General features: G+C 64.6%; 32 protein-coding genes and 1 riboswitch. Of the genes, 22 read left to right on the top strand and 10 right to left on the bottom strand.

What is annotated here, in order from left to right; translation table 11 throughout:
- Positions 1-3 precede the first annotated feature (3 nt).
- The 16 genes from AB0H22_RS05610 (at position 4) to AB0H22_RS05535 (ending at position 11,892) form a co-directional block, all read left to right on the top strand.
- A complete protein-coding gene (locus tag AB0H22_RS05610; protein WP_358145302.1) occupies positions 4-1,044 on the top strand; it encodes a hypothetical protein in 1,041 nt (346 codons plus the stop codon).
- On the top strand, positions 1,041-3,521 hold the full coding sequence (locus AB0H22_RS05605) for a hypothetical protein (protein WP_358145300.1): 2,481 nt from the start codon (positions 1,041-1,043) through the stop codon (positions 3,519-3,521). The genes AB0H22_RS05610 and AB0H22_RS05605 overlap by 4 nt, the downstream gene beginning before the upstream one ends.
- Positions 3,522-3,529: 8 nt before the next feature.
- A complete protein-coding gene (locus tag AB0H22_RS05600; RefSeq protein WP_358145298.1) occupies positions 3,530-3,841 on the top strand; it encodes a hypothetical protein in 312 nt (103 codons plus the stop codon).
- A 36-nt stretch (positions 3,842-3,877) separates the two neighbouring features.
- On the top strand, positions 3,878-4,102 hold the full coding sequence (locus AB0H22_RS05595) for a hypothetical protein (RefSeq protein WP_358145296.1): 225 nt from the start codon (positions 3,878-3,880) through the stop codon (positions 4,100-4,102).
- 10 nt (positions 4,103-4,112) lie between these two features.
- The gene (locus AB0H22_RS05590; protein WP_358145294.1) at positions 4,113-4,754 is read left to right on the top strand and encodes a hypothetical protein; all 642 of its coding nucleotides are present in this window, start codon (positions 4,113-4,115) and stop codon (positions 4,752-4,754) included.
- Positions 4,751-5,350 (top strand): hypothetical protein, encoded by a 600-nt coding sequence (locus tag AB0H22_RS05585; RefSeq protein WP_358145292.1) that lies wholly within the window; start codon positions 4,751-4,753, stop codon positions 5,348-5,350. The genes AB0H22_RS05590 and AB0H22_RS05585 overlap by 4 nt, the downstream gene beginning before the upstream one ends.
- A complete protein-coding gene (locus tag AB0H22_RS05580) occupies positions 5,347-6,627 on the top strand; it encodes a hypothetical protein (RefSeq protein ID WP_358145290.1) in 1,281 nt (426 codons plus the stop codon). Before AB0H22_RS05585 ends, AB0H22_RS05580 begins: the two co-directional genes overlap by 4 nt.
- A gap of 29 nt (positions 6,628-6,656) precedes the next feature.
- Entirely contained in the window at positions 6,657-7,007 is a 351-nt protein-coding gene (locus AB0H22_RS05575; protein ID WP_358145287.1) for a hypothetical protein, read from the top strand.
- A 5-nt stretch (positions 7,008-7,012) separates the two neighbouring features.
- Positions 7,013-7,339, top strand: a complete 327-nt coding sequence (locus AB0H22_RS05570; protein ID WP_358145285.1) for a hypothetical protein — start codon at positions 7,013-7,015, stop codon at positions 7,337-7,339.
- A 29-nt stretch (positions 7,340-7,368) separates the two neighbouring features.
- A complete protein-coding gene (locus tag AB0H22_RS05565; protein WP_358145283.1) occupies positions 7,369-7,782 on the top strand; it encodes a hypothetical protein in 414 nt (137 codons plus the stop codon).
- Positions 7,782-8,486, top strand: coding sequence for a hypothetical protein (locus AB0H22_RS05560; protein WP_358145281.1), 705 nt, complete (start codon positions 7,782-7,784; stop codon positions 8,484-8,486). The genes AB0H22_RS05565 and AB0H22_RS05560 overlap by 1 nt, the downstream gene beginning before the upstream one ends.
- Positions 8,486-8,629 (top strand): hypothetical protein, encoded by a 144-nt coding sequence (locus tag AB0H22_RS05555; protein ID WP_358145279.1) that lies wholly within the window; start codon positions 8,486-8,488, stop codon positions 8,627-8,629. The genes AB0H22_RS05560 and AB0H22_RS05555 overlap by 1 nt, the downstream gene beginning before the upstream one ends.
- Positions 8,623-8,910, top strand: coding sequence for a hypothetical protein (locus AB0H22_RS05550; protein WP_358145277.1), 288 nt, complete (start codon positions 8,623-8,625; stop codon positions 8,908-8,910). The genes AB0H22_RS05555 and AB0H22_RS05550 overlap by 7 nt, the downstream gene beginning before the upstream one ends.
- Positions 8,907-10,469 (top strand): N-acetylmuramoyl-L-alanine amidase, encoded by a 1,563-nt coding sequence (locus AB0H22_RS05545; RefSeq protein WP_358145274.1) that lies wholly within the window; start codon positions 8,907-8,909, stop codon positions 10,467-10,469. The genes AB0H22_RS05550 and AB0H22_RS05545 overlap by 4 nt, the downstream gene beginning before the upstream one ends.
- Entirely contained in the window at positions 10,466-11,632 is a 1,167-nt protein-coding gene (locus tag AB0H22_RS05540) for a cutinase (protein ID WP_358145272.1), read from the top strand. The genes AB0H22_RS05545 and AB0H22_RS05540 overlap by 4 nt, the downstream gene beginning before the upstream one ends.
- A gap of 74 nt (positions 11,633-11,706) precedes the next feature.
- A complete protein-coding gene (locus tag AB0H22_RS05535; RefSeq protein WP_358145270.1) occupies positions 11,707-11,892 on the top strand; it encodes a hypothetical protein in 186 nt (61 codons plus the stop codon).
- A gap of 268 nt (positions 11,893-12,160) precedes the next feature.
- Here the strand turns inward: AB0H22_RS05535 and AB0H22_RS05530 are convergent, their stop codons facing one another.
- The 9 genes from AB0H22_RS05530 to AB0H22_RS05490 form a co-directional block, all read right to left on the bottom strand.
- A complete protein-coding gene (locus AB0H22_RS05530; protein WP_358145268.1) occupies positions 12,161-12,676 on the bottom strand; it encodes a hypothetical protein in 516 nt (171 codons plus the stop codon).
- Between the two features lie 65 nt (positions 12,677-12,741).
- Positions 12,742-13,008 (bottom strand): helix-turn-helix domain-containing protein, encoded by a 267-nt coding sequence (locus AB0H22_RS05525; RefSeq protein WP_358145266.1) that lies wholly within the window; start codon positions 13,006-13,008, stop codon positions 12,742-12,744.
- A gap of 181 nt (positions 13,009-13,189) precedes the next feature.
- On the bottom strand, positions 13,190-13,573 hold the full coding sequence (locus AB0H22_RS05520) for a hypothetical protein (protein WP_358145264.1): 384 nt from the start codon (positions 13,571-13,573) through the stop codon (positions 13,190-13,192).
- 4 nt (positions 13,574-13,577) lie between these two features.
- Positions 13,578-14,138 (bottom strand): LppA family lipoprotein, encoded by a 561-nt coding sequence (locus AB0H22_RS05515; protein ID WP_358145262.1) that lies wholly within the window; start codon positions 14,136-14,138, stop codon positions 13,578-13,580.
- An 8-nt stretch (positions 14,139-14,146) separates the two neighbouring features.
- A complete protein-coding gene (locus tag AB0H22_RS05510) occupies positions 14,147-16,018 on the bottom strand; it encodes an alpha/beta hydrolase (RefSeq protein ID WP_358145259.1) in 1,872 nt (623 codons plus the stop codon).
- Between the two features lie 38 nt (positions 16,019-16,056).
- On the bottom strand, positions 16,057-16,413 hold the full coding sequence (locus tag AB0H22_RS05505) for a hypothetical protein (RefSeq protein ID WP_358145257.1): 357 nt from the start codon (positions 16,411-16,413) through the stop codon (positions 16,057-16,059).
- Positions 16,414-16,554: 141 nt separating this feature from the next.
- A complete protein-coding gene (locus AB0H22_RS05500) occupies positions 16,555-16,833 on the bottom strand; it encodes a hypothetical protein (protein WP_358146094.1) in 279 nt (92 codons plus the stop codon).
- Positions 16,834-16,948: 115 nt separating this feature from the next.
- On the bottom strand, positions 16,949-17,812 hold the full coding sequence (locus AB0H22_RS05495; protein ID WP_358145255.1) for a tyrosine-type recombinase/integrase: 864 nt from the start codon (positions 17,810-17,812) through the stop codon (positions 16,949-16,951).
- A 221-nt stretch (positions 17,813-18,033) separates the two neighbouring features.
- The gene (locus AB0H22_RS05490; RefSeq protein ID WP_358145253.1) at positions 18,034-18,288 is read right to left on the bottom strand and encodes a hypothetical protein; all 255 of its coding nucleotides are present in this window, start codon (positions 18,286-18,288) and stop codon (positions 18,034-18,036) included.
- Positions 18,289-18,466: 178 nt separating this feature from the next.
- Here AB0H22_RS05490 and AB0H22_RS05485 point away from each other — a divergent pair, with 178 nt between their 5' ends.
- On the top strand, positions 18,467-19,015 hold the full coding sequence (locus AB0H22_RS05485; protein ID WP_180749051.1) for an NUDIX domain-containing protein: 549 nt from the start codon (positions 18,467-18,469) through the stop codon (positions 19,013-19,015).
- A 68-nt stretch (positions 19,016-19,083) separates the two neighbouring features.
- Here the strand turns inward: AB0H22_RS05485 and thiE are convergent, their stop codons facing one another.
- Positions 19,084-19,758 (bottom strand): thiamine phosphate synthase, encoded by a 675-nt coding sequence (gene thiE, locus AB0H22_RS05480; protein ID WP_180749050.1) that lies wholly within the window; start codon positions 19,756-19,758, stop codon positions 19,084-19,086.
- Between the two features lie 24 nt (positions 19,759-19,782).
- A riboswitch (TPP riboswitch) is annotated at positions 19,783-19,898 on the top strand.
- Here thiE and thiO point away from each other — a divergent pair.
- From thiO to AB0H22_RS05455, 5 genes are all read left to right on the top strand, one after another.
- The gene (thiO, locus tag AB0H22_RS05475; RefSeq protein WP_358145250.1) at positions 19,895-20,944 is read left to right on the top strand and encodes a glycine oxidase ThiO; all 1,050 of its coding nucleotides are present in this window, start codon (positions 19,895-19,897) and stop codon (positions 20,942-20,944) included. Its footprint overlaps the riboswitch before it by 4 nt.
- Entirely contained in the window at positions 20,941-21,138 is a 198-nt protein-coding gene (thiS, locus tag AB0H22_RS05470) for a sulfur carrier protein ThiS (RefSeq protein WP_180749048.1), read from the top strand. Before thiO ends, thiS begins: the two co-directional genes overlap by 4 nt.
- Before the next feature lie 35 nt (positions 21,139-21,173).
- Complete coding sequence (locus tag AB0H22_RS05465; RefSeq protein ID WP_358146092.1) at positions 21,174-21,926, top strand: thiazole synthase; 753 nt, start codon at positions 21,174-21,176, stop codon at positions 21,924-21,926.
- 30 nt (positions 21,927-21,956) lie between these two features.
- A complete protein-coding gene (locus tag AB0H22_RS05460) occupies positions 21,957-22,931 on the top strand; it encodes an ATP-binding cassette domain-containing protein (protein WP_358145247.1) in 975 nt (324 codons plus the stop codon).
- Positions 22,931-23,683 (top strand): ABC transporter permease, encoded by a 753-nt coding sequence (locus tag AB0H22_RS05455; protein ID WP_180749044.1) that lies wholly within the window; start codon positions 22,931-22,933, stop codon positions 23,681-23,683. Before AB0H22_RS05460 ends, AB0H22_RS05455 begins: the two co-directional genes overlap by 1 nt.
- Positions 23,684-23,687 lie beyond the last annotated feature (4 nt).

The raw sequence follows: 23,687 nt of genomic DNA, 5'->3' as shown, positions 1-23,687 counted from the left end.
CCGATGCCGGTCGTGAGTCCCGAGCAGATCGTGTCGCTACGCACCGCCAGCGGCAAGCAGCTCTACCAGTTCCTCGCCAATGATCAGGTGTCGTTGAAATGGACCCGCGAGCAGCGGCAGGTGTCGGGGTCGGAGATATCGGTGCCCAGCGTGATCGACTCGGGGCGGACATTGGACATCACGCCGTGGCTGCACTGGATTGATGTGTTCGACGCCCACGGCCGCGAGTTGTATTGGTCGGGACCGATTCAACGGGTCACCGCTAGCCGCTCCCGGACCATGATCTCGGCGCGCGACGTGTCGGCGTTAATGACCCGGACACGCTGCCCGATGACCAAAGACTGGGACGCTGCAGATCCGTCGAAGATCGCCGGCGAGATGTGGGCGGCGATGATCGCCCACCACGGCCTCAACAGTCGACCCATTGAGCGTGTGGATCCGCGCGGTGATCGGTTCGATCATTCCGTCGTCGCCGATGAAGTCTTGATGAGTGCGTCGATCGATCGGCTAGTCGAGCTCGGTCTGCACTGGACCGTCGTGGCCGGTGTCCCGATTCTGGGTCCTGCGCAGCCCAAACCCATTGCCGCACTCGGTGAACAAGACTTCATTGGCGGGGAGTTCTCGATCGTGCGTGATGGCGGCGAAAGCTACAACGATGTGCTGTTGCGTGGCGGCGACAACCTGTCGCGGGCCAGTGTCCCGATGGGCGGTCTGCGGCTACAGACGGTCGTGAACATCGACGACATGTTCGGGGTGTCGAACGTGGACCGGGCGGCCAAACAGTACGTGCGCTACACCGGTGCGATCAAAGACACATTGGTGCTCTCAGACGGGGCGGTGTTGCATCCCGATGCGCCGCTGCATATTTCACAATTGGTGCCCTCGGTGCGGGTGACGGTTGAAGCCTTGGGGGTGTTGCGGTTGATGGAGCTGCAGAACGTGACCGTGACGGGCGAGGGCAATGCCGCGATCACGCTGGCATCAGTCAATGACGACCTGCCCGAGCTGGTGGAGATCATGGCGCAGACGATGGTGACAAGGTGAGCCCGGTCCCGGGCAGGGCGCCGCTTTCTGATCAGGAGTGGGCGCGCAGCGTCGAAGAACGGTTCCGCAAGCTGCTCAACAGCACTACCGCACGCATCGGTTCCTGGGTGCTCTCCGAGCGCGACGGCAAGGTAGTGCTCACCGCCCCGGGCCAGGCCCCACTCGAGGGGGGCGCCGAGCCGAAGACCAACGAGTACACCTTGACCCCGCGCGGCGGGTACGTCACGCCCGACGAGGTCACCGAGGCCGTCACAGGCGCCAGCGGGCCGCTGGCGGGCATTGCGTCGTTCCTGCAAACCAAATGGAATGAGGCATTAGCGACGCTCGGCATCGCCAACAACGCCGGCACCAACGCCACCACCGCCCTCGGCAAGATCCTGGCGGTCCTCACGGGCAGCGGTGAATCCAGCGAGTCGGCATTGGGTACGGCCATCGCCAATGCAAAAGCCAACGCCTCGACCGCGATCGGCAACTTCACGTCCATACTGACCGGATTCGGTCTGGGCAGTGTCACCGCCTGGATCACCGACATGCTCGGCACCAAGAGCACAGCGGCCACCGCCGGAACCAATGCGGCCACCGGACTGGGCAATTGGACCTCGTGGTTGAGCGTGGGCTCGTGGGCCAACATCGCGGCGTCAGTGTCCGATTTCCTCGGTACCAAATCCACGGCCAACACCGCGAACTCCAATGCGACGACTGCGATAGCCGACGCCAGTGCCGCATCCTCGGCCGCCGCTACCGCCCAGAGCAGTGCCCAGAGCGCGATCGACGCTGGTATCAACGCGATCCGCAACACCCCCGGTGTGGTAGGTCAGGCGGCGGAGGGTTTCGCGGCGGCGCTGGCCTCGATCCCTACCCAGATTTTCAATCAGTTCGGCGGCAACAACGTGCCGCGGGCCTCTCAGGAGCAGGCCAACGAGGCGATGGCCGCGCTGGTCAATACCCTCAACGCCCAGGGTGCCGCAATCAACGCGCTGCAAAACATTCTGTCCGATGTGGGTGGATTCAACGCGTCGATCACGTTCCGCGCCGCCGAAACCACGGTGTTCACCGGCCCTGGCACGGCCCCGTACACGCCGCCGTCCTGGGCGGCCAGCTGTGAATATGCGATGGCGCCCGCCGCTGGTGGCGGCGGTGCCGGTGAGGGCGGCTCGGGGCAGTTCGGTATCGGCGGATATCCCGGCACCTGGGCCACGGGCAGTTTCCCGGTTGCGCTCGGCGCCTATTCGATCTTCGCTGGCGGCGGCGGTCTCGGTGGACAAGACGAGGGCCTGGGGTTCGGTGATACCGGCAGCCCGGGCGATACCTCGACCATCACCGGTCCCTCGGGTGCGGTCGTTGCTTCAGTGGCTGGCGGGCTAGGCGGTGAAGGTGCCCGCCGCGGCGGCAGCGGCCAGAACGGTAAAACCATTAGTCCACAAACGCTGTCGGCGTTCGGCGACACCTTCACCGCCGGATCCGGTGGTACCGGCAACGCCGGCGTCGGTGGTATCGGTGGCGGCGGCGCCGGCGGCAGTGGCGGGTTCCTCGGCAACTTCACCAAGGGCGCCACCGGTGGCCCGGGCAAGATTTGGATGCGCGCCCGCGCCGGGGTGCCGGCGGCGTTCACCGCCATGGGCACGCTCATCTTGCCGACTCTCAAACTCAATACCGGGGTCGCGCAAACCGATTCGATGACAGCGGCCGGGCAATGGCGCACGGTGCCGCCCGGCGGGGCCGCGGGCGGCTACATGCTGATTATCCGCGCCAACGCGGCGTTCACCGATTATGTCTACCTGCGGATTTGGGACGTGGCCGGTGTCACCAACTACGAACTGGGCCGGGTCGCATCGGGGGTGAAGTCCGTCTGGAAGACGGGCACGATCGGTACCGCTATCCCGTTCAACGCATTCACCGTGACCTCCGATGCCGCCCGAACCTTCACCGTCGGAGTCAACGGGGCCGCGTTCGACTCCTACAACGATTCGGGTGCGACCTCGTTGATGGGGCCCAACTATCGCGGCGGCGGCCTGGCATCCTCGGATCAGGTGCTGCCCGGGTCGATGTCGCAGTTCGCGTTCCTGGACACCGGCACCCCCTCGCGCATCGTGTCCAATACCGTCGCCGCAGCCCAGGGCACCACCAGCACCGCGGCCTACGTCGATCTGACGACCACCGGCCCATCGGTGACCTTGAATGTCCCGGCCAGCGGCGAACTCACGGTGGATGTTTCGGCGTCCTACACCTCCGGCGGTGCCGCCGCACAAACCGGATTCATGGGGTTCACGCTCTCCGGTGCCAACACTGCCGCCGCCGCCGACGCCCGCGCCGCCTACGGGCGCACCGTGGCATCTGGCTTGTTCGGGGTGATCTCGCGCCGTCTGCATCTGAGCGGCCTGACCCCCGGCACCACCACCGTCAAGGCCGTCTACAAGACCAGCACCAGCACCGCCACATTCGCTGACCGCAACCTCATCGTCGAACCCAAACCCTAGGAGAGCCCATGTCATTTGAACCCGCAACACCGCTGGAAGAGACCACGTTTGAGGCGATGTATTTCGATGGGACACCCGCCAGAGCCGCCGAAACACTGGCCATGATCGACTCGCTTCTCACGTCCAAGAAGCTGCACTACGGCATCATCCACGGATTTCAAGAGGTGCAGTCCCCGCGGCAGTGGTGGATCAAGCTGATGCGCAGGGACGCATCCACCGAACTCGTGGCCATGGCCGGCCATTGGATTGTGGTGTCATCGACCGGGCAAGTGCGTGTGCTGACTGACGCCGACTACCGCGCGGAGTTCTCCAGCCAGTGAGGGCGTCGGGGCACCGCCGGGCGCTACCCTGCCGGCGTGGATCGATACCTGCAGGGATCAGTCAAGAAACACCCTGACTACCCCCAGAACCCGACCATCGCGCTGCGCACAATCTTCCACGACGATGACGCGACCGGCTGCACCTCCTGGCTGGTCGTCTCGCCCAGCTCCGGTGCCCTCTACCGCACAGAGTCGTTTGTCGCGCACTGGCCAGACGTCGAGGGCGCCACTCTCGCCGCCGCGCTCACCCCGCCTCCGTAACCTCGGCGCCGTGCCGATCACGGAGTACACCGAGCCGAACGTCTGCATCGGGGAGAACCTCACCACCGATGACGCCGGGCAGCTGCGACTGCAACCGTGGGCGCTGGTGCGCCCTGTCGTGGACGTGCGCGCTTTATCGGGCGGCGACGGGTCGATCATCGCACCACTGATTGCGCTACCCGGCAAGCTGCTGATCGATCAGAAAGTGTCGTGGCGCAACGATTCCCCGCTGCCGCAGATGGTGATGATCCGGGTGACCCGCGGGCCGCGGTCGTGGCTCACCTCGAATCCGAACGCCATCCAGTTCCGCGACCGGTGGACCACCGCCATAGACGCCGACGCCGGGATACCGGTGACGTCCGGCATCTACAACTCGCAGGCCGGATCAGCGATCGACTTGGGCACCAACAGTGTGGCCGAACCGAATCCGGGCCGCCAGTGGCGCTGGGCCGACGCCAACAGCACCGACGAATGGGTGGGTCCGCTAGATCCGGAGTCGACGCTGAACCTGTGGTACCGCTGCTACGTGTGGACACCGCCGCCGTGGTCGAACAACGCGAACAAGAACCAGCCGCAGCACGAGGCCCACGCCAACTGGACACGCATCGAGCTACGGGCGTTCCCGCAGCAAGGAAACGTGGTGACCGGATGAGCATCAAAGTCTGCACATCGGAGTTCATGCTCTCGACTGTCAACGGGCTCGATATGCGCCGCAACTGGTTCCCCAGCATCGTCGAAGAACGATTCCTGCAGTCGAAAAAGGACGGGCCGATCAGCCGCTCACCGGACCCGGTGACGATGATCGACGGCGACCTGACCTGGTTCAACAACTCCCCAGACCCGGTGTTCATCACCGTGCAGGTGATTCGGGCGCCGCGCAGCATCGTGGCCCAAAACCCCGGCACCGTCGTGATCCACGACGCCTGGTCATGGGCTGTGGGTAAGTCCCCGACGGCCGACTATCCGTCGGTCATCCAGGACGCGTTCGGTGGCCGGGTACAGATCGACCGGCCCGAGAACGCGGCCGACAAGCTGCTGTACGCACGGTTTTTCGCTGACTGCGACAGCTCCCAGGCGTGGGTCAACATCGGCCAACTCGACCCGCAGGAATCGTTGCACTTCCGCTATTTGGCGGCCGTCCAAACCCCGGGCGTCTGGACCTCGCCCTCGGAATTCGAACCGCGCTGGGAAGCCCAAGCACGCTGGACCCGGCTGCTCGCGTTCTCGATGCCGGTGGGCTCGGCATGAGCGATCACTTCTCGATCATCGGGGGAGCGATCGCGCCGCAGCCCTGGATGCAGATGCGGCACCTCACAAGCGCCGAAACCCCCTCGGTGTCCAAGTCTTACGACACCTCCGGCGGCGGCAACAAAAACGACACCGTCCACGCCCTCGCCCAGTCCTGGACGAACAACACCCCGATCCCGCAGTACGTGTACGGCTTGGTCACCCGCGAAGGCGCCCAGGTGACGTTGCAGGCACGCTCGCGCGGCTACCTGCTTTCCCTGCACGGCCGGGACATCACCGCCACCGCGGCGCCGCCGTCATCCTGGGATATGGCCGAGGTCAGCAAGTTCGGTATCGGCGGCGACATCGGCAAGGGCGGAATCCTGGCCATGGGCAGCGGATTCGGGGTCAGCGAGATCCGGCAGAACTCGGCCAGCGTGCCCCTGATGCCGCACCAGGGCGGCTGGAGCCTCGTGGCGCCCGGCCAAACATTTCATGGCCGCATCGAGGTGCGGTTCCGCACCGACTTTTGGGAGAGCACCACCATCGACGGCGGCGACCAGAACACCGAGTCCGGGTTCATCTCCGGCGGCACCCGCCTGGACCTCTACGCGACGCCGAGCGTCGGCAATGCGCCGGCGCTATCGATCCCGACCGTTGTCGGGGTGGAGCACTCGGTGAACAACACATTCCACACCGACGTCGATGTGCCCTCGGGTACCGCCTTGGGCGACATGCTGATTGCGGTGGTGTCCAATCAGTTCGGCTTGATCAGCGACATCGTGCCCGAGCAGATCGGCTGGATACAGGTCCACGCCCGCGACGGCGGCTGGGAAGATGCCCACATGAAGGTGTATGTGCGGGCCTCCAAGGCAACCGAACCGGCGTCCTACACGTTCGGCAACGCTCTGCTGGCCGAGTCCATCGCGCATCTGATCACCGTGCGCGGCGCGAACCCCGCACTGGACGAGGGCTGGCAGTTCGCGTCGTCGCTGCGCAAACGTTGGTGGGAACGCTACGACGGGCACATCTGCCCCTCGATCGACCGCGCGGGCCAACTGCTGCTGTGTGTGTCCTACATTCCGCATAACCTCGCGCAGAGCACCCTGGCGCAGACCGTGCCGACCGGGATGGCCGAGCTCGCGAACGTGGACGGCAACCTATCCAATAGCGCCGTCGCCGCCTTGCCTTCCCCGCCGCGGCCCACCGGTGAGCGCACTTTCGTTGCCTCGGAGGAACCTTCGTGGTCTGGCCGATCCATCACGCTGTCGATTCTGGTGCCCGGAAAAATTCAGTAGATCCGCAGTATTCGCCTCGGAGGTCTCAAATGTACGACCCGCCAGATAGTTTCGACGACATACTCGGCGACGCCGACCTTGTCTCGTCCACTGGCCCATTCATGCCGCTCGATGTGCCCGGCGTGGGGATCGTCAGGGCGCGCCGGCCGATGCCGAACGCAGTGCCGGCGTTGGCGATGTCATCGAACGCCAAGCTCGACGCGGTCGCCAAGCAGGGCTATCTGACGTTGTTCATCCAGAACCACGTCGATGACGGCGAGCACGAACGCATCCTGGCCAAGATGATGACCGAGGACTTGCCGGCCGACAGCATCGGCAAGATCGCCCGCGCGATCGCGACGTGGGGCACCGCCCGCCCTACGTTGCCGTCATCACCTTGAGCGTGATGGCGGCTACTCACTGGCGCGCGATCCGCACCCGGATGCGCGCCGACGGTATCGCTGATCCGATGCGGCAACTGCCGCACATGCACGCGCTGATCGACGAAGCCGAAAAGGTGTGGCTCGAGGTGCTGCACACCGGCAACGAGGCCAAAGACAAGCACGACCGTGATCAGCTGTTGGACCGGCTGTATGCGCCGACACCGGCCGGGGCGCAGGAACTCAACGGCCAGGGGTATCGGCCGAAAACTGCGCCTCCGGCAGGGTTTGAGGATCCGGCCGAAGTGGAGGCGGACTTCGATGCGTTCGCACGCGCTTTGGGCAGCCGGTAGCTGCACGGCGCCGCCATAACCTCCACGGCATGCCAGATCGGTTCATAGCGCTGGACATGTCAAAGCCTGTTGGGCAGCGGTTCGCGCCGCAGGTACGCGAGGAGATCGTCGAGGTCGCGCCCTCGACCCTCAACGACAACGCTGTCAGCACACAGAAGTTGGCCGACAACGCGGTCACGGAGCCGAAGCTAGCGCCCGGTGCGGTCTCGTCAACCAGGATCGCCACCAAGGGCGTCAAGACCGTCAACATCGACGACGCGGCAGTGGGCACAGCCCAATTGGCTTCCGGTGCTGTGACCGCAGCCAAGGCCGGTATCGGGGTGGTGACGGTACACGACAGTGCGGGCAACGCCATCAAGGTCGATATGGTGCCGATGACCTCGATCGCCTATGCGGCGCTCACGACTAAAGATCCCAACACCCTCTACCTGCTGAGCGACTGATGCCCGGTATCAATCTCGGCGCCGCCGGCATCAAGGCAATGATGCTGGGGGGCAAGGCCATCCCTCGCGCATACCTGGGTAACACACTGGTGTGGTCGGCCAACCGGATCCGGGATGACTTCAACCGCCCCGACGGAGACCTGGGCGCCAACTGGGCGATCAGCGCCAGCATCGACGACTACAAGCCGGGGGTCGTCAGCAATGTGTGCCGTCTCGCGGTCCCGGACGGGCTGCTCGCACTGCAATTGAACGGCGCGCACGCCCGCTACAGCGCCAAGACCCTCGACCGAGACGACGGCTATGTGGAGTTCCGTATCGGCAGCCAGGGATCGGGGCCGAGCCTGACCGGAGACCTGTGCAAAACCACGGTCCTGGGACGTGGCTCAAACACGGCCATCACGGGCGGTGTCGGTGTGCAGATGGATTCCTCGACGCTGCGGATCGTACGACGCGTGGCAAGCCTTGACGTCGTGGTCCGCCCGATGGGCACGTTCGGCGCGGGCGACGTCATCCGCCACACCTTCGTCGGGAATCTGCACACGTTCCGCCGCAACGGCAGCCTGCTCGAGGAATGGGACGACACCGGTAACACCGCGGCGAAAGGCCCCGGCAACCGGTCGCTGATTCTGTCGGTGATGGGCTCCAAAGATCTGTTGGGGCCACGCAGGTTTGGTCCGGCACTCGATTACGTGGAGATGGGCTGATGTCGCAGCTCATCAAATACCTAGCGTTCTATTCCGCCCTGGCCGCTGTGTCATTCCGGATTGGTTGGTGGGCAGCCCATTACGTCAGTGACCGCATGGACAAGTTCGATCCACAGATCGGGAAGGGCAGGCACGGATGGTGATCAGGGATCGAATCGCCCAGTGGCGCAAGGAGCTGTTCGACAGCATCGGCAAGTATTGCGGCGAGGTTGTCCGTGAGCTGTTGACGAAGTTTCTCGATGATTTCCGTCAGGATGCTCGCGCGGAGCTTGCCGCGGTCGCCCGCAAGGCCGACGAGACGGTCGATAAGCTCACCGACATCATTCCGGGCACGCTCGATGACCGGCTGTTCGATGGCCGGTTCGGGCAACTACTCGAACGTCTTGAGCAGCTGCTCCCATTCCTTGGCGGGGGTGGCCGATGAGCTTCGTGTGGACTGCCGATAAGCCGCTGCGCACGCGGGAGCAGATCGCCCGCGAGATACACGCGGTCTCAACCAGGCGCGGACTGGACGTGCTGGCCACCGTCATCGCGTGCATGACTGTTTCGACAGAGGTCGGCGATGATGATGAGGACGGGAATCGTCAGTGGTGGTGTCCGTGGAATGCCGCGGATCCGCAAACCCGTCAGTTCCAGCATGATTCGGAGTCTGACGACGGCCTGTCGTCGGGGCGTTTCCAGCAGCAGGTGTCACTCCCGGGCGCACCCGGTCGACCATGGGGTTGGGGCGGTCTGTTCGGTGACCTCAATGGCGCGCGCAGGCGCATGACGCTGGCTGAGTCCGCAGACATGTTCCTGGCGGCGCTGCCCGATGACTACACCCGGGCTGCCGATGACCCCTGGCTAGCTGGGGAATTCGCGCAGAGCGTGCAGCGCAGCGCATTCCCTGATCGCTACGCCGAGAAGTGGGACGAAGCCTGGGACGTGGTGAACCGCGCACTCGCGCAAGGGCCCGCGGCGCCACCGGTCAACCCGCCGGCGTCAGGTCCGTGGACGGGTGACCCGATCTGGCTCGCTGATGTGCTGCGTGCCGAGGGCCTGACCGTCATCGAATGCGAGGTGCAGACCAGCGAGGGGGAGCCGATCACCTGGCGCGAGCGCGGCCACGGCGACATGGGCTCACTGTGGGGTGTGGTCAACCACCACACCGGCGGTAACAACTCGACATGGCAATCCATCTGGGACGGACGCGCGGACCTGCCGGGCCCGCTGTCGCAGATTCATCTACGCCGCGATGGTGTGGTCGAACTGGTCGCTGTCGGTGTCTGCTGGCACGCGGGGACAGGTGCGTACGCCGATTTGGGCAAGGGTGCCGGTAATCAGCGCACCATCGGCGTCGAATGCCAAAACGATGGTGGTGGGGTAGCGGGTAAGCCGCACCGCAGCTCATGGCCCGCTGCGCAGTACGACGCTCTGGTCAAGGTCAACGCGGCAATCGACCGGCGCCTTGGTGTCGATGCGAGCCACAGCATTTCGCACCAGGAATACGACGACGGCGATCCCGCGACCGACGAGGGCAAATGGGATCCCGGCGCTATCGACATGCGCATTCTGCGCGCCGACATCCAGACACAGATCGAATCTAAACCCACGACAGGAGACGAGGACATGGCCCAGGTGCCGCAGGTCGAATGGCAGGAAGTGCTCAACTACGTTCGCGCACAGAATGAACCGATCCCGTCGACATCGCCGCTGCGGCACCTGGGCGAGGGGAACGTGAACACGCGCGCGAACCTTCCGCGCGCGCTCGACGCCAACAGCCATTTGACAGCGGTGCTCACCCTCGCCAAGGAAGGCCACACGCCGTCGATTGCGCTGCTGTGGGAGGTGTCCACGGCGACCGACGCGCCGGGCAAGTACCCGGGCCGGCAGGAGGACGCCAAGCTCGCCAAGATGCTGCTGGCGAGCATCTCGAAAACCAAACAGGCTGCGGCTCGCGAGGATATCGAGGCGTGGCTCGACGCGGAGAAGGTGGCAGCATGAACGGGCCCGGCGGGAAGTGGATCGGATACGGCGAGGGCGACGAGTCGGATGCGGTCGAGCAGATCGAACGACGGCTCGTGCACGCCTACCCGAAGAACAGTCACGCCATCGAGCACGGCGTCGCCGTCGACCGCAAGTACAACGCCGCCACGAAGGCCGCGATCGTCGACATCACGACGTTCATGAACAACGACATAGCGTCGTTGGACCGACTGCTGCGGATGGGGATATCGATACCGCTGCGCACGGACGGGGTTGCGGACCTCGCGGTGCGCAAGGCGATCGGTGCCTACGTCGAAGCCCCGGCGAACCCGCCACAGTCCAAGTACCCGATCCAGGGCGTCTGGGCCGACTCGCGCGCCTTCCTGAACCCGCCGACCGCGCACAGCTTCGTCAAGGCCACCAACGACTTCCGCGACGAAGCCATGCGCCTGTACCGGCCGATGGCGGGCACCCCGATATGGCCCGTCGGCTACAGCATGGGCGGCGACTCGGTCCGCAAGTTCCTGGATGCACTGCCGACCGAGTGGCGCCGGTACGTGGTGGGCGTGACGACGTTCGGCGACCCGTCGATGCCCGCCGAAGGCAGCCTGCTCGGAAACGATCCCGGTCAAGGGATCTCGAAACAGCCACAACCACAGTGGGTCTGGGACCGCTACTGGTCGTATGCGATCGAGGGCGACTGGTATCCGCGTGCACGCGGTCTACTGTTCCTGCTCTATGAGCTGCTCACCCGCGCAGAGCTGACAATGGACTTCGCGATCTACCTGTTCACCGCGTTCCCAAAACAAGCATTCCAGCAGCTACTCGGGCAGGCTCCGAGCGACGACCCGATCGCGGGCGTACTCTCCCGTCTGGCAGGGTTGATGACGTCAGGTCCGGCGAATGTGTTTGGTGCAGCGTTGAACCCGCTGCAGCTGTTCACGATCCTGCCCGACCTCGTGCGGCTGTTGTTCGACGCCATCAAGTTCGTCACCACCAACGCACACGGCAAATACGGCGACCCCGCCTATGCGCTGTGGGACGGCATGACGGCCGTCGATCACGCCGCGAAGACCATCCGAGAGGTAGCACCAGAGGGCTGCACCGTCCTCCTGCTGCCGGGCACTTGGTCCAACTGGAACCAGGGCGTCCAGTTCGACGTCGCCGCACAGCTCCAGTAGCTCACTGGGCCGATCGGCTAGCTGCGCCGCGGCATCTTGCCGTGGCGCAGCCGCTGATGGATTACGGTCTCCCCATGAGCACCTTCAAATTGGTCGCCCTGACGTTCGCTCTCGCGGTATCGCTGCTGGCAGTGGTCTATATCCCCACGTATTTGTTCTTAGGCGGCCCGGCGGTCCCGGTCTGGTTCCTGGTGGCACCGGCGCTGATGGTCGGCCTGACAACCACACTGGCGTTGGACAAGCCTCTGCAGCAGCGTTAGGGATAGATGTGGTGCTGCGGCTGACCGCGCAGCGTCGGGGGAAACGTACTGGGCTCAACGGGGTAACTGCGGCCGGTCGGCGGCACCCCTCGATAGGGGATTGGGAACCCTGCACAACAGTGCTGATCAGTTTTAGAATGAGCATCGCCCGGGATACCCAACCCCCTTGAGCACCCCGGGCATATAGCGCCCCTTCCCACCTCTTCGCGAGTGGGCCCGACACCCAGGGAAGGGGCGCTTCTACCAGAGCCCCAGGTGGCTAGCCCCGCTACTTATCCGGGTTCTGGGAGTGCCTGATGAGTTCGGCGTGGTGTTGCTCGATGAGTTGATGGATTTGTTGGGCTTGGCGCCATTGCAGCTCATCGAGAGCCCCGGGTTCGGCATGGCGCCGCGCAAGGTTGATCTGGTTGCGTACATGTTGGGTGGCCCGGCGCTGATCGGCCAGCAGCCAGGCATAGTCCCCACCGGCCAGTGCCTGCTCGTAGTCGCGCTGGCGCTGTACTTCCTGGGCTGCCTCAAGGCGCTGGCGCTCGATCACCTCTTGCTGCTTGTGTAGCCGCTGCAGCATATGGTCGGTGCGGGCTTGTTCCTGGTGCGCAGTACGAGCTTGCTCGCGCTCCAGGCGGGCCTGGCGCTGCGCCTCAGCTCGCGTAACGTCCCGGTCGCTGGCTGCCCAGCGTTGCCGCTCCGTCTTGGCGATCGCGGCCTCCCGGGCACGCTGCGCGCTAGTGCACTCCGCGCAACGACATCCCGCCGCGTACCCGGCAACCCCATGAACTGCCATAACAGGGCACCCTACAAACCCCGCAACGGGCGCGTAACCCTTTGTCCGACATATAGAACACCTGTCTAGATATTGCTGGTGTCGCTTTCCGGAGCAGGCACCGCACCCGAGCCTCGGCGCCAACCGGCCTTCTCGGGTGGGATGGGCACCGGGTTGCGATTGTTGGGCCCGCCCCGCCCGCGCAGCTGAGTGCCCGTCTCGACGAGGGCATCGTGGACGTACCCGTAGGAGTGGCCGTTAGCAACAGCCAAGGCCCGGATACTGGCGCCGCCTTCATAGGCCGCTTTCAACGCCGCGCGTTCCTCGGCGCGTTCAGTCCCACGTGTTTTCATTCTCCGCCTTCCCCGACCACGGTTCCCGCCCCGCCCGCAGTCATCTAATCCCAGCTAAGCTACTCACTGCCCCCGCACTCTCCTCACCCCACGAGGATCGAGCGCGGGGGCACCTCGTCGTTCCAGCGGTTCTGAATCGCGCCCGCCCTACCCGAGCTGGCCGGCGGCGGGGCGTGTGTTTCTACCGGACTGATTGCATCCATGAAGTAGGGCCGCCGCCGTTATCATCATCGAGGTCGTCGGGTTGGTCGCGCTGGTGCAGGAAGGTGCGCCACTCGTGGAGGATTTGGCGGTGACAGTCCTGCTCGATCTGCTCGCGCACATCTGCGGGAACGGCTTGGCCGCGATAATCAGCCAGAGCGCCGACTTGATAGTCCTCGGCGGCGAGCCAGTCCGCGATCTTCTCGGCAACCATTGCCTGATAGCGCTCCCGGAAACGCACCTGATCGGGGTCCTCGATCTGCTCACCGTCACCCTCGGCGGCAGGAGGGGTCACGCCCGGTGGCAGTTTCCCGTTGCGCAGCACGTACACGATGTCATCGGGAAGTCCCGAAAGATCAGCCACGCATTTACTTTTTCGCGGCTGGCAGACGGCAGCCCGTATAGCCGCCAACGCTCAGGTTGCCTGCGTAGCCGAGCCTGATATACAAACCAGCAGGGCCGTAGAACCTGGCGTCATGGTTACCGGGTTTGTCCTGAAAAACATGGGGTGTGGTGGCGCCGAGCTTAGCGGCAGCAGTTTTCGTTACCTCAAGAATCTTGGGCCAATCGTCTTCTGAGACAGACACGCCCGCCGCGACGGCGTTCGGCGCATACCAGGACCGGCCATCGCTTTGGTCGTAAGGTTTGAGGTTGGAACAGCCCGCCGTTTCCCCATTGTCTTGATTGCTCCATGTGTTGGTCGTTGCGAGCGTCTTGCTGGCTGCGGTGGTGATTGACTCGATGGTGTCTTGCAGCTGTGTTTTGGTGTCTTCCAGGGAGGGAAGGGTTTTGAGTTCTTGGAGGGCTTTGGCGGATTCGTCGGGCGGGGTGGGTTCGTAGGGGGTGTTCACGTGACATCCTGTCATTGTCAGAAAAATGATCGCGGCGATGCATCCGATTGCTTTGCGGTTCAGCATGTTTCGGGTCATGTGGTGATCTACTTCTCCTTAATGGCGTTTTGGTCGCCGAGGCCGGAGATGACGGCGGCGATGTTGTAGCCGGGGGTGTAGGGCTGTCCGTTGTTGGCGGTGCGCGGGTAGTCGCTGTGCCCGGAGGCTGCTTCCAGGCTGCGTCCATCGGGGGTGGTGACGGCGCCGGTTTCTAGGTGAGTGAAGTTGGGATTGGTGGCGGGATTCGGCCCAAAGTCCCCCAAGCCCATGACTTCCCGGCCGAATATCAGACCAGCGGGCACTATCGGGATCACTGGCGCCAGCGGCAGTGAGGCCAACTCGGCTAGCGGTGGCCCGTCGTAGACCCATTGGATGGGGTCATTCGGGGTTTCCATGGTGTACACGTGGCCAGGTTGCACGCCCAGTTGTGCTGGCGTGGTGGCTTCGATGCCCGGGGAGCCGTAGAAGATGGCATTGGTGATGCCGTGAGCGCCGGGCTCTTGCAGAGCGAGTCCTGTGGTCAGTGAGCCGTAGGAGTGCCCGATGGCGGTGACATCGGCGGGTGGGCCCTGATGAGTGTTGCCCAGCCCGTCGTAGAAACGTGCCAGACTGCGCGCCCCGTCGCGGGCTTGGTCGTCGTGCATGACATCCCAGGCCCCGCCAGCGTTTTGGCCGCCCCCCTGTGTGTCGTTGATCTGCGGCGGGTCGTATCCAATCCACGCAATCGTCGCCACCGACTCGCCCTGATGGCCAGGGGTATTGGATAACTGCGCAAGGCTCTCGCGTCGGAGGGTTGCCGCTTCGTCGGTCATGCCGGTGATGCTGGTGGCGGTGGTATTGATGCCGGGGGTGGTGACCGCGATGTGATCGGCGGTATCGGGGTCACCGACCGCGACGGCGACGCGGGCTTGGCGCCCGGTTTGGGTGTCCAAGACCATGAGCTTGCGATCGGGGTTATCGCGCACCGCCTTGTCGATAGCTTGTAGTTCGGGCAGGTACTTGGCTCGCCCGCTCGCGTCGTCGAACTGGCGCTTCCATGCCTCATAGTCCTGGCGGTCCTTGAAGATAGCGCCCGGATGGTTGGGTTCGGGGATGTTTCTTCCCTGCGCCCAGTCCGGGTGTGCGGTGGTGAGCGCATCGACCTGCTTGCCAGCCGTGCTGGCGCGGCCGAGTTCGTCAACAAGTTTGAGACGGTTGAAACGGTCCCGATCAGCAGTAGGCATGTTGTCGTTGTTCCCGATGTACTGATCACGGGCGAAGACAGTCTGCTTTTGTGCCTCGGTCAGCGAATTCCACCACTGGGTAAAGGCTTTCGGGTCCTGCGGCGGGATCAGCCGCGCCTCCTGCACAGCCGCAGGGGACGGAACCAACGCAGCCAACGAGGTTTTGGCGTCGATGATGGCTTTGCTGGTGTCCTCGTCGGCGGTGCCGAGTTCATCGGCGAGCTTCTGCAGGGTTGCGGTGCCTGTGGCGGCCTCGTTGGCCCGTTCAGTGTGTATCGCGGCAAGCCGGTCAAGGATGGCTTCATTGCCCGCCGCGAGGGTTTTGGCCAGCTCATACGGAAACTTGTCGGTCACCGTCCAGTCCTCGGACACAGCGAAACTGTCGGCCTCAAACCCTTGCCCGTCAGCTTTGAGTTTGTCGATCATCGGCCCCATCGCGTTTTTGCCGTCGTCGTAGGCCTGGGCCAGCTTGTTGAACCCGTCCTCGACGGCCTTGCGGTCCTGGACGTATTCACGGTCCCCGCGATCGGTACACGCAGAGGCGGTATCGCCCTTCCAGTCCAGCTCATGGACCGCACCACGGACCTTGTCGGCCTGCTCCATCACCTTGAGGCCCACACCACGGGTTCCGGTGGCCATATCCCCCAACGGGGACACATCGAGCTTGTAGACCACACTCTTTTTCGGACGCCCCACCCCATCAACCCTTCACGGTCATCAGTTTCGTGACCAAATCAGGCCGGGGTGGCCGAGTTCAGATCACCCATCGACGTGAACGACTTACCCACGATTCCGGTCAACGTCTGCGCCCGCGTCGAGGGCTCCAACGTCGCGGACACCAGCATGAACGCGAAGACCGCGCCCTCGATCAACTGGGCCATCTTGTCGTAGCGGCCCCCGATCACACCCAACGAGTCAGTGACCGCCTGCTGCACACCGGCCAACGCTGTCGCGGTCGCCAACCCCGACAACCCCGCCGTAGCCGCTGAAGCATCCGGTGCCGAGATCCCCGCCACCACCGACTTGGCGCCCGCGATCTTGGCCGCCCCCGCACGCACATTCTCAGGCGAAACCGCCAGCACCGGAGCCACAACCCACCCCTTCTCAATAGCAAACACCAGCTAGCGGGGCACACTACAACGTTAGTGGCTAACGCGGGCAACAACGCCCGATCAGCGGGCGGCAATCTGTCCATCCGCAGACGGCACTGCTCGCAAACCCCGACGCCGCGTCTATCGCGGTGTCGGCAGCTTCGGGAAGTAGTCGTCTGGGCCTGGTACCGCGCGTAGGCCATTGCGGGCTTGTGCTTTGTGGAACGCTTGGGCGGTTGTGTCGGCCATCTTCTCGACCAGGTCTTGGGTCACGTAGTACTTGGCGGCCTGCCGCCCGATGCGCATCCGTTCGGCAGTGAAGTCCACCTGCCGTGAAATGCGTTCACGCGCCCGGTCCTCGGGTATCTCCAAACCATGAGCCTGCAAACGCGCGATGAACTGCGCGGCGCGTTCATTCATCCAGGGGGACTTTCGGACAGCCATACGAGGACGGTAGGGCCGTGGCTGTGGCGCGACCGGCGACAACAGGAAACCGAGGCCGAGCCGTTATCAGGCGGCCTAGCGTAGTCAGAAATCATGCTGGCAGTTCGTCTAGCCGTCGAAATGAATCGACCATCCTGGCGATCCGCATGGGCTGAATCTCTGTGTAGATGGCGGTCGTTTTCAGATCTGCGTGCCCGAGGAACTCTTGCACTACGCGAACATCCTCGTTCTCAACACCTGATGTAGCGGCCCAGTGACGTAGCGAGTGGAGTGTCGACGGGGTCCCGCATCTGTGTAGCCAACGATTCGCAACCTGCGAGACATGCTGTGGGAGAACGGGTCCAGCACCGCGCTCGCGGCTAAAGCATGGCCCCTCGGTCGCCAGGTCTGGTTGGATCATTTCCCACGCCCAGGCCGGTAGCGCAGAAATGCGCTCGTGCTCACCCTTGGTGCGTGTCAAGCGGATGATGACGCCGCCGCCTGGGCGGGGTTCGAAGCATCCGGCATCGATGTACGCGATCTCTTTCGCGCGGAGACCGGCGTAGGCGGCGAAGATCAGAAACGCGCGCACGCGCGGGGTGGGGGCATCGTGCACTGCATGTCGCATGACGTCGAACCGGATGGGGTGGGGGACGCCGCGCTTGCGCTTGGGTGACACCAATAGCGCTGCCGGGTTGTCCGGACGGTATCCGCGGTGATGCAGGTACCCGTAGTACGGGCGAACCGTCGCCGTCTTGAGTCGGAGGTGTTCGAGCGGCATGCTGTCCTGCCATGCCTCTAGCTCATCCTGGGTAGCGTCGACGGGATCGTGGCCGAGGAATTCCTCGAGGTATTGCAGTTCCATGCGTCGCGCTTTGATTGTGCGGGGTGCGCGGCCAGCGCGAGTCATCCACCGGCAGTGTTCATCGAGATGTGTCACGTTGTAGCCGTAGTAGGCACCTGGTATCGCGTTCAATTTTGCTCCCGAATCGTGTTGGCTAAGTTGGGCTGACACTAGGGACAGATGGGGTTGGTTAGGCCCGATCGCAGTAACCATTATGGACACCTTTCCATTTCTATTGTGCAACTTGTGATTTCGCCGGTTGTCCGGAATTATCTTGCGCTACTTGGGGTTTGCCCCTGGGCTGCAGCGATTCCGTTACAGGCAATAACGAAATTGGGGTGGGACGGGTTGTCTCAGTTGCCGGAGAGGAACGAGACGAGACGGTCAGTTTTGCCGATTCCGCCGAAATGGCGCCGCTCGCGCGAACGTGATTGTCCTTCGCCCCACAGCATTGCGCCGTTCAATGCGTAGACGATGTTGGCGTAGGCGGGGGTGCCCGGCAGCCGGTAGGCACACTCCCGAAACGGTCTGCTGTCGGGCGAGCCGCCGCCGTTGGAGATCCAGCCATGGACGTGGGCAGCGTGGTCGATGTCCTGCTGGCCGGTCACCAGTCCTGCCGCCCGCGCAGGTAGGCGTTGGCGCTCGCTCCGCACCCGCAGCGCAGAGTGATCACCTTTGCCAGCGTCTCGGTCATCACGCGGCGATCCCGTCCGACTGGAAGCCGAGACGCCGTCGTGCTACTCGGCTATCGCTCCAATAGGGATCGGTGGCTCTACTGTGGACTCTGTGCGTGGCGACGGTGACGGTTGGGTGGTTGCCGACGCGGGCGCACGGTTCTGGGGGCGCTTCGGTGCGGCGGGGTTGCTGTTGCGTGCACCGCTGGCGAACGGCCAGCCCGCTGTCCTGCTACAGCATCGCGCCTGGTGGAGCCACCAGGGCGGTACCTGGGCTTTGCCGGGAGGCGCGCGGGACAGCCATGAGTCCGCCGAGGAGGCAGCGCTTCGCGAGGCGGCCGAGGAGGCCGGAATCGCTCCGGGCGCAATGACCATCCGTTCTTCAGTGGTGACGAAACGCATTGATGGTCAGGCGCATTGGACGTACACCACGGTGATCGCGGATGCCGCCGAATTGTTGCCGACGTCGCCCAATCACGAGAGTACCGAGCTGCGGTGGGTGCCCGAGGAGAAGATCGAGGGGATGCGGTTGCATCCGGGGTTCGAGTCGTCCTGGCCGCTGCTGCGGGTTGTCGAGACGATCCAGGGCGCGGTGAATGGTCTGGAAGGACACGGCACGGTCGAGCTTGAGCCGGGGCGTTTCGCCTGGCAGCTGCCGTAGCAGCCGTTGCCTGCCTCTCGCCGAGCGTGAAACTACGGCGAGAAATGGGCCCAAATCCCGCCATGGCTTCACGCTCGGTGAGGGAGGAGCCCGTGAAGCGAAGCTGCCGCTTCACGTGGATCATCGGCCGCGGTGATGGCCCGCACCACGACCACGCGCGACGATCCGGCGGCGACGACCTCGGAGACCCGCGTCTCGTCGATACCGCCGATCGCGAACCATGGCTTAGAAGTTCCCAGGTCAGCGGCGTACCGCACGAGACCCAGGCCGGGCGCGGTGCGGCCCGGCTTCGTGGGTGTCGGCCAGCATGGTCCGCAACAGAAGTAGTCGACCGCGGAATCGCGGGCGGCCACTGCAGCTTGCTCGGCATCGTGTGTTGACCGGCCGATCAGCACATCCGGTCCGACGATCTCTCTGGCGACCGAAAGCGGCAGGTCATCCTGGCCGAGGTGCAGGATGTCCGCCCCCGCTGCACGGGCGATATCGGCGCGGTCGTTGACTGCGAAAAGCGCGCCATGACGCGCCGCCGCCGCACCGAGAACCGCCAAACAATCGAGTTCTTCGCTGGGTTCTAGCCGCCCATACTGCTGCTCACCCGCCGACCCCTTATCGCGTAGCTGCACGATGTCCACTCCGCCCGCGAGGGCGGCATCCACAAACTCGGCGAGGTCGCCGCGCTCGCGGCGTGCATCGGTGCAGAGATAGAGGTGAGCCGACTCAAGCCGGGCCGAACGCGGGTGCATAGTCGAAGACGCTAGCGTTGTAGGTGTAAGTAACGCGGGAGCCCCAAGGTTGTGGGGCTGAGAGTGGGCCGATGATCCTGGCCCTGACCGTCGGACCTGATCCGGGTCATGCCGGCGAAGGGAGTTGACTGGATTGATGCGTTCAGTTGCCGTTATCGGAAGCGGCGTCATCGGGCTTTCCGTGGCACGTGAGGCCGCGCGCAGCGGGTGGCACGTCACCATTCATGACGACAAGCAGCGCGGTGCCTCTTGGGTGGCGGGCGGGATGCTCGCCCCGTACAGCGAGGCCTGGCCCGGTGAGGACGAGCTGTTGCAGCTGGGGGTCGACTCGCTGCGTATCTGGCGTGACGGTTTCATCGAGGATGACGTCGAGGGCAGTGTGATCACCGCGCGGGGATCACTCACCGTGGCCGTCGACATCGCCGATGCGGCCGAGCTGCGGACAATGATGGACTGGTTGGGCGGGCACGGGCATGCGGTCGCCGAGACCGCCAACGCGCGGGATGTCGAGCCACTGCTGGCGCAGAACATCCGCCGCGGATTCACCGCACCCGAGGAACTCGCCGTCGACAATCGCAAGGTGCTGCACGTGCTCACCACCGAGTGCGAGACGCTCGGTGTGCGTTGGGAACCTGCGGTCGCCGGTCTCCAGGATGTGACCGCGGACCAGATCGTCATCGCCAATGGGGTGGGGGCAGCGGCACTCGCGGACTTGCCGGTCCGTCCGGTGAAGGGGGAGGTACTGCGGCTGCGGCGACGCCCCGGCGCGATGCCGCCACCCACGAGTGTCATCCGGGCGCGAGTCCACGGGCGTCAGGTCTATCTGGTGCCCCGGGAGGACGGCATCGTCGTCGGTGCCACGCAGTACGAGCACGGCCATGACACCGCTCCCGCGGTCTCGGGAGTGCGAGATCTGCTCGACGACGCATGCGCGGTGCTGCCCTGTCTGGGCGAGTACGAGTTCGTCGAATGTGCGGCGGGCCTGCGCCCCATGACCGATGACAACCTGCCGTTGGTCGGGAGGATCGACGACCGTACCCTCGTGGCCGCGGGGCACGGCCGCTCCGGATTCCTGCTCGCGCCGTGGACCGCGAGGACGATCAATGCAGTACTTGACGGTGGTGAGTCGCCGACCGTCGTGGACCCCCGCCGGTTTGAGAAGGCACATAGTCAGGAGACCCGATGAACATTCAGGTCAACGGTGACGCGCGCGAAGTCACCCAGGGTGCCAACATCTGGGAGCTGCTCGACCAGCTGGGTTTTCCCGAGTGCGGTATCGCGGTAGCGATCAATCACACTGTGGTGCCAAAATCCGATTGGGACACAGCGGTTTCCGATGGCGCGCTGGTCGAAGTTGTCACAGCGGTGCAGGGCGGATAGGCACTGTGGGTAACCCAGCGGACGACGCACTCTGTATCGCGGGCCGAACCTTCGGTTCCCGGCTCATCATGGGCACCGGGGGCGCCGCGAATCTCGCGATTCTGGAACGGGCACTGCAGGCGTCCGGTACCGAGCTGACCACCGTGGCGATCCGCCGGGTCGACGCCGCGGGCGGCACCGGGGTGCTCGAGCTACTCAAGCGGCTGGACATCACACCGCTGCCGAATACCGCGGGATGCCGTGGGGCCGCCGAGGCGGTGCTTACCGCTCAGCTGGCCCGCGAGGCCCTGGAAACCAACTGGATCAAGTTGGAGGTCATCGCCGATGAACGCACGCTGCTGCCAGACGCCGTCGAATTGGTGCGTGCGGCCGAGCAGCTCGTCGACGACGGTTTCGTGGTACTGCCCTACACGACCGACGATCCGGTGCTGGCCCGCAGATTGGAAGACGTGGGATGCGCGGCGGTGATGCCGCTCGGGGCCCCCATCGGAACCGGGCTGGGCATCATCAACACACATAACATCGAGATGATTGTGGCGGCAGCGGGAGTTCCGGTGATCCTCGACGCGGGGATCGGCACCGCCAGCGACGCCGCTCTTGCCATGGAACTCGGCTGCGATGCCGTGCTGCTCGCGACGGCCGTGACCCGCGCCACCGATCCAGAACGCATGGCCGCGGCCATGGCGGCGGCGGTGACCGCCGGACACCTCGCTCGCCACGCGGGCCGCATACCCCGGCGCTTCTGGGCGCAAGCCTCCAGCCCGGCTCCGGACGGTCCTGCGGAGTAGCTGGCTGGAATTGCTGGCATAGTGGGCCGCATGGTCGATGAGCCGCTTGCGCGCAGAGGAGCCAGCATCGAACTTCGGTCGCTGACCAAGGTCTATGGGCAGATTCCGGCGGTCGACGACCTCTCCGTCACCATCGAGCCGGGTGTGGTGACCGGGTTCCTGGGACCCAACGGGGCAGGTAAATCGACGACGTTGCGCATGCTTGTCGGGTTGGCGCGCCCCACCTCGGGGACCGCGACGATCGGGGGCAAGCAGTACCACGAGATCGACCATCCGCTACGTGTGGTCGGTGCGCTGTTGGATCCCAAGCAGTTTCACCCCAACCGGTCGGCGCGGAACCACCTCCGGTGGATCGCTGCCGCCAATGACATTGCGTCCCAACGGGTGGACGAGGTGCTGGAGATGGTCGGGCTCACCGACGTGGCCAATCGGCATGCCGGCACCTTCTCCCTGGGAATGTCGCAGCGACTGGGTATCGCGGTAGCGCTGCTCGGTGATCCCCAGGTGCTGCTGTTCGACGAGCCGGTCAACGGTCTAGACCCCGAAGGTATCCACTGGATTCGGACGCTCATGAAAAGTCTGGCCGCTCAGGGACGCACGGTACTGGTCTCAAGTCACCTGCTCTCCGAAATGGCCAATACCGCAGACCAATTGGTGGTCATAGGCCGTGGCCGCCTGATTGCGGCGACATCTATGCATGAGTTCGTCAGTCGGGCCGGTGCCGATGTGGTGCGGGTACGTAGTCCCCAGATCGAGACCCTGCGTTCGGCCGCCGAGGAAAGCGGTTTCTCGGTGCAAGTCGCGGAACGCGGAGGGGAAGAAAGCGTGCTCGAAATCAGCGGTGCTCTCATCGAACAGATCGGTGAGCTTGCCGCACGCCGTGGCCTCACGCTGTACGAACTGTCCCCGCAACGAGTTTCGTTGGAGGACGCATACCTTTCGTTGACCGATGACGCCGTGCAGTACCGCAGCCAGGTGTCCGCCGATGTGGAGGGTGCGCACTGATGGGTGTTATCGCGGCCGAACGGATCAAGGTATCCACCTCGCGTTCGGCGGTGTGGTGCAGCTTGCTCGCGCTGGCAGTGGGTCTGGGTTTCGCGGGCCTACAGGGCGGATCGGCCTCCGTCTACGCACCGGTCTCGCCGGGTGATGCGGCGGGGGCGACGTCCGTCGTGGGGGTGCCGCTGCTCATGGTGCTGGCTGCTATGACAGTGACCAATGAGAATCGAACCGGCATGGTTCGGACCACATTTCAGGCATCACCCAACAGGCTCGTGGTCATCGGTGCCAAAGCACTCGTAGCGGGTTGCTGGGTGGCCGCGGTCGCCGCGGTATCCGCGCTGCTCTCAATTGTGCTGGTGCGTGCCATGGCAGGTCCCGTCGCCGGGGCGGATCTGTCGTTGGACAGCACTGGAGTGTGGCGCACCGTCGGGGCGGTGACCGTCTACGCCTTTTTGTCCGCGGTACTCGCGGTGGCGGTCGGTGTGTTGCTGAAGCACACCGCGGGTGCTGTTGCGGCTCTCCTGCTATGGCCGACGGTTATCGAACTGATGCTGGGCTGGCTCACTGATGCCGGAAAGGCGTTGCAGCCCTTCCTTCCTTTCGCCAACGGAATCCGGTCCACCGGTGCGTCCTGGTTCACGGTGGACGGGGTCGAGTTTGTTTGGAACACCACGGGGTCCCTTATCTACTTTGCTACCGTGGTTGTCATAACGCTCGCTGCGGCACTTGCTGTCGTGCAGCGACGCGACGTTTAAGGTC

Source organism: Mycobacterium sp. NPDC050853 (genome assembly GCF_040653875.1).
Taxonomy (GTDB): domain Bacteria; phylum Actinomycetota; class Actinomycetes; order Mycobacteriales; family Mycobacteriaceae; genus Mycobacterium.
This window is presented reverse-complemented; position numbering and strand designations above follow the sequence as displayed.

Coding starts and splice junctions, on each gene's coding strand:
- AB0H22_RS05555 (WP_358145279.1), top strand. CDS start 8,486: ATGTCGCAGCTCATCAAATACCTAGCGTTCTATTCCGCCCTGGCCGCT.
- thiS (WP_180749048.1), top strand. CDS start 20,941: ATGAACATTCAGGTCAACGGTGACGCGCGCGAAGTCACCCAGGGTGCC.
- AB0H22_RS05455 (WP_180749044.1), top strand. CDS start 22,931: ATGGGTGTTATCGCGGCCGAACGGATCAAGGTATCCACCTCGCGTTCG.
- AB0H22_RS05500 (WP_358146094.1), bottom strand. CDS start 16,833: ATGAATGAACGCGCCGCGCAGTTCATCGCGCGTTTGCAGGCTCATGGT.
- AB0H22_RS05560 (WP_358145281.1), top strand. CDS start 7,782: ATGCCCGGTATCAATCTCGGCGCCGCCGGCATCAAGGCAATGATGCTG.
- AB0H22_RS05585 (WP_358145292.1), top strand. CDS start 4,751: ATGAGCATCAAAGTCTGCACATCGGAGTTCATGCTCTCGACTGTCAAC.
- AB0H22_RS05610 (WP_358145302.1), top strand. CDS start 4: ATGCCGGTCGTGAGTCCCGAGCAGATCGTGTCGCTACGCACCGCCAGC.
- AB0H22_RS05460 (WP_358145247.1), top strand. CDS start 21,957: ATGGTCGATGAGCCGCTTGCGCGCAGAGGAGCCAGCATCGAACTTCGG.
- AB0H22_RS05525 (WP_358145266.1), bottom strand. CDS start 13,008: ATGAAAACACGTGGGACTGAACGCGCCGAGGAACGCGCGGCGTTGAAA.
- AB0H22_RS05565 (WP_358145283.1), top strand. CDS start 7,369: ATGCCAGATCGGTTCATAGCGCTGGACATGTCAAAGCCTGTTGGGCAG.
- AB0H22_RS05540 (WP_358145272.1), top strand. CDS start 10,466: ATGAACGGGCCCGGCGGGAAGTGGATCGGATACGGCGAGGGCGACGAG.
- thiO (WP_358145250.1), top strand. CDS start 19,895: ATGCGTTCAGTTGCCGTTATCGGAAGCGGCGTCATCGGGCTTTCCGTG.
- thiE (WP_180749050.1), bottom strand. CDS start 19,758: ATGCACCCGCGTTCGGCCCGGCTTGAGTCGGCTCACCTCTATCTCTGC.
- AB0H22_RS05570 (WP_358145285.1), top strand. CDS start 7,013: ATGGCGGCTACTCACTGGCGCGCGATCCGCACCCGGATGCGCGCCGAC.
- AB0H22_RS05535 (WP_358145270.1), top strand. CDS start 11,707: ATGAGCACCTTCAAATTGGTCGCCCTGACGTTCGCTCTCGCGGTATCG.
- AB0H22_RS05575 (WP_358145287.1), top strand. CDS start 6,657: ATGTACGACCCGCCAGATAGTTTCGACGACATACTCGGCGACGCCGAC.
- AB0H22_RS05530 (WP_358145268.1), bottom strand. CDS start 12,676: ATGGCAGTTCATGGGGTTGCCGGGTACGCGGCGGGATGTCGTTGCGCG.
- AB0H22_RS05545 (WP_358145274.1), top strand. CDS start 8,907: ATGAGCTTCGTGTGGACTGCCGATAAGCCGCTGCGCACGCGGGAGCAG.
- AB0H22_RS05600 (WP_358145298.1), top strand. CDS start 3,530: ATGTCATTTGAACCCGCAACACCGCTGGAAGAGACCACGTTTGAGGCG.
- AB0H22_RS05550 (WP_358145277.1), top strand. CDS start 8,623: ATGGTGATCAGGGATCGAATCGCCCAGTGGCGCAAGGAGCTGTTCGAC.
- AB0H22_RS05515 (WP_358145262.1), bottom strand. CDS start 14,138: ATGACCCGAAACATGCTGAACCGCAAAGCAATCGGATGCATCGCCGCG.
- AB0H22_RS05580 (WP_358145290.1), top strand. CDS start 5,347: ATGAGCGATCACTTCTCGATCATCGGGGGAGCGATCGCGCCGCAGCCC.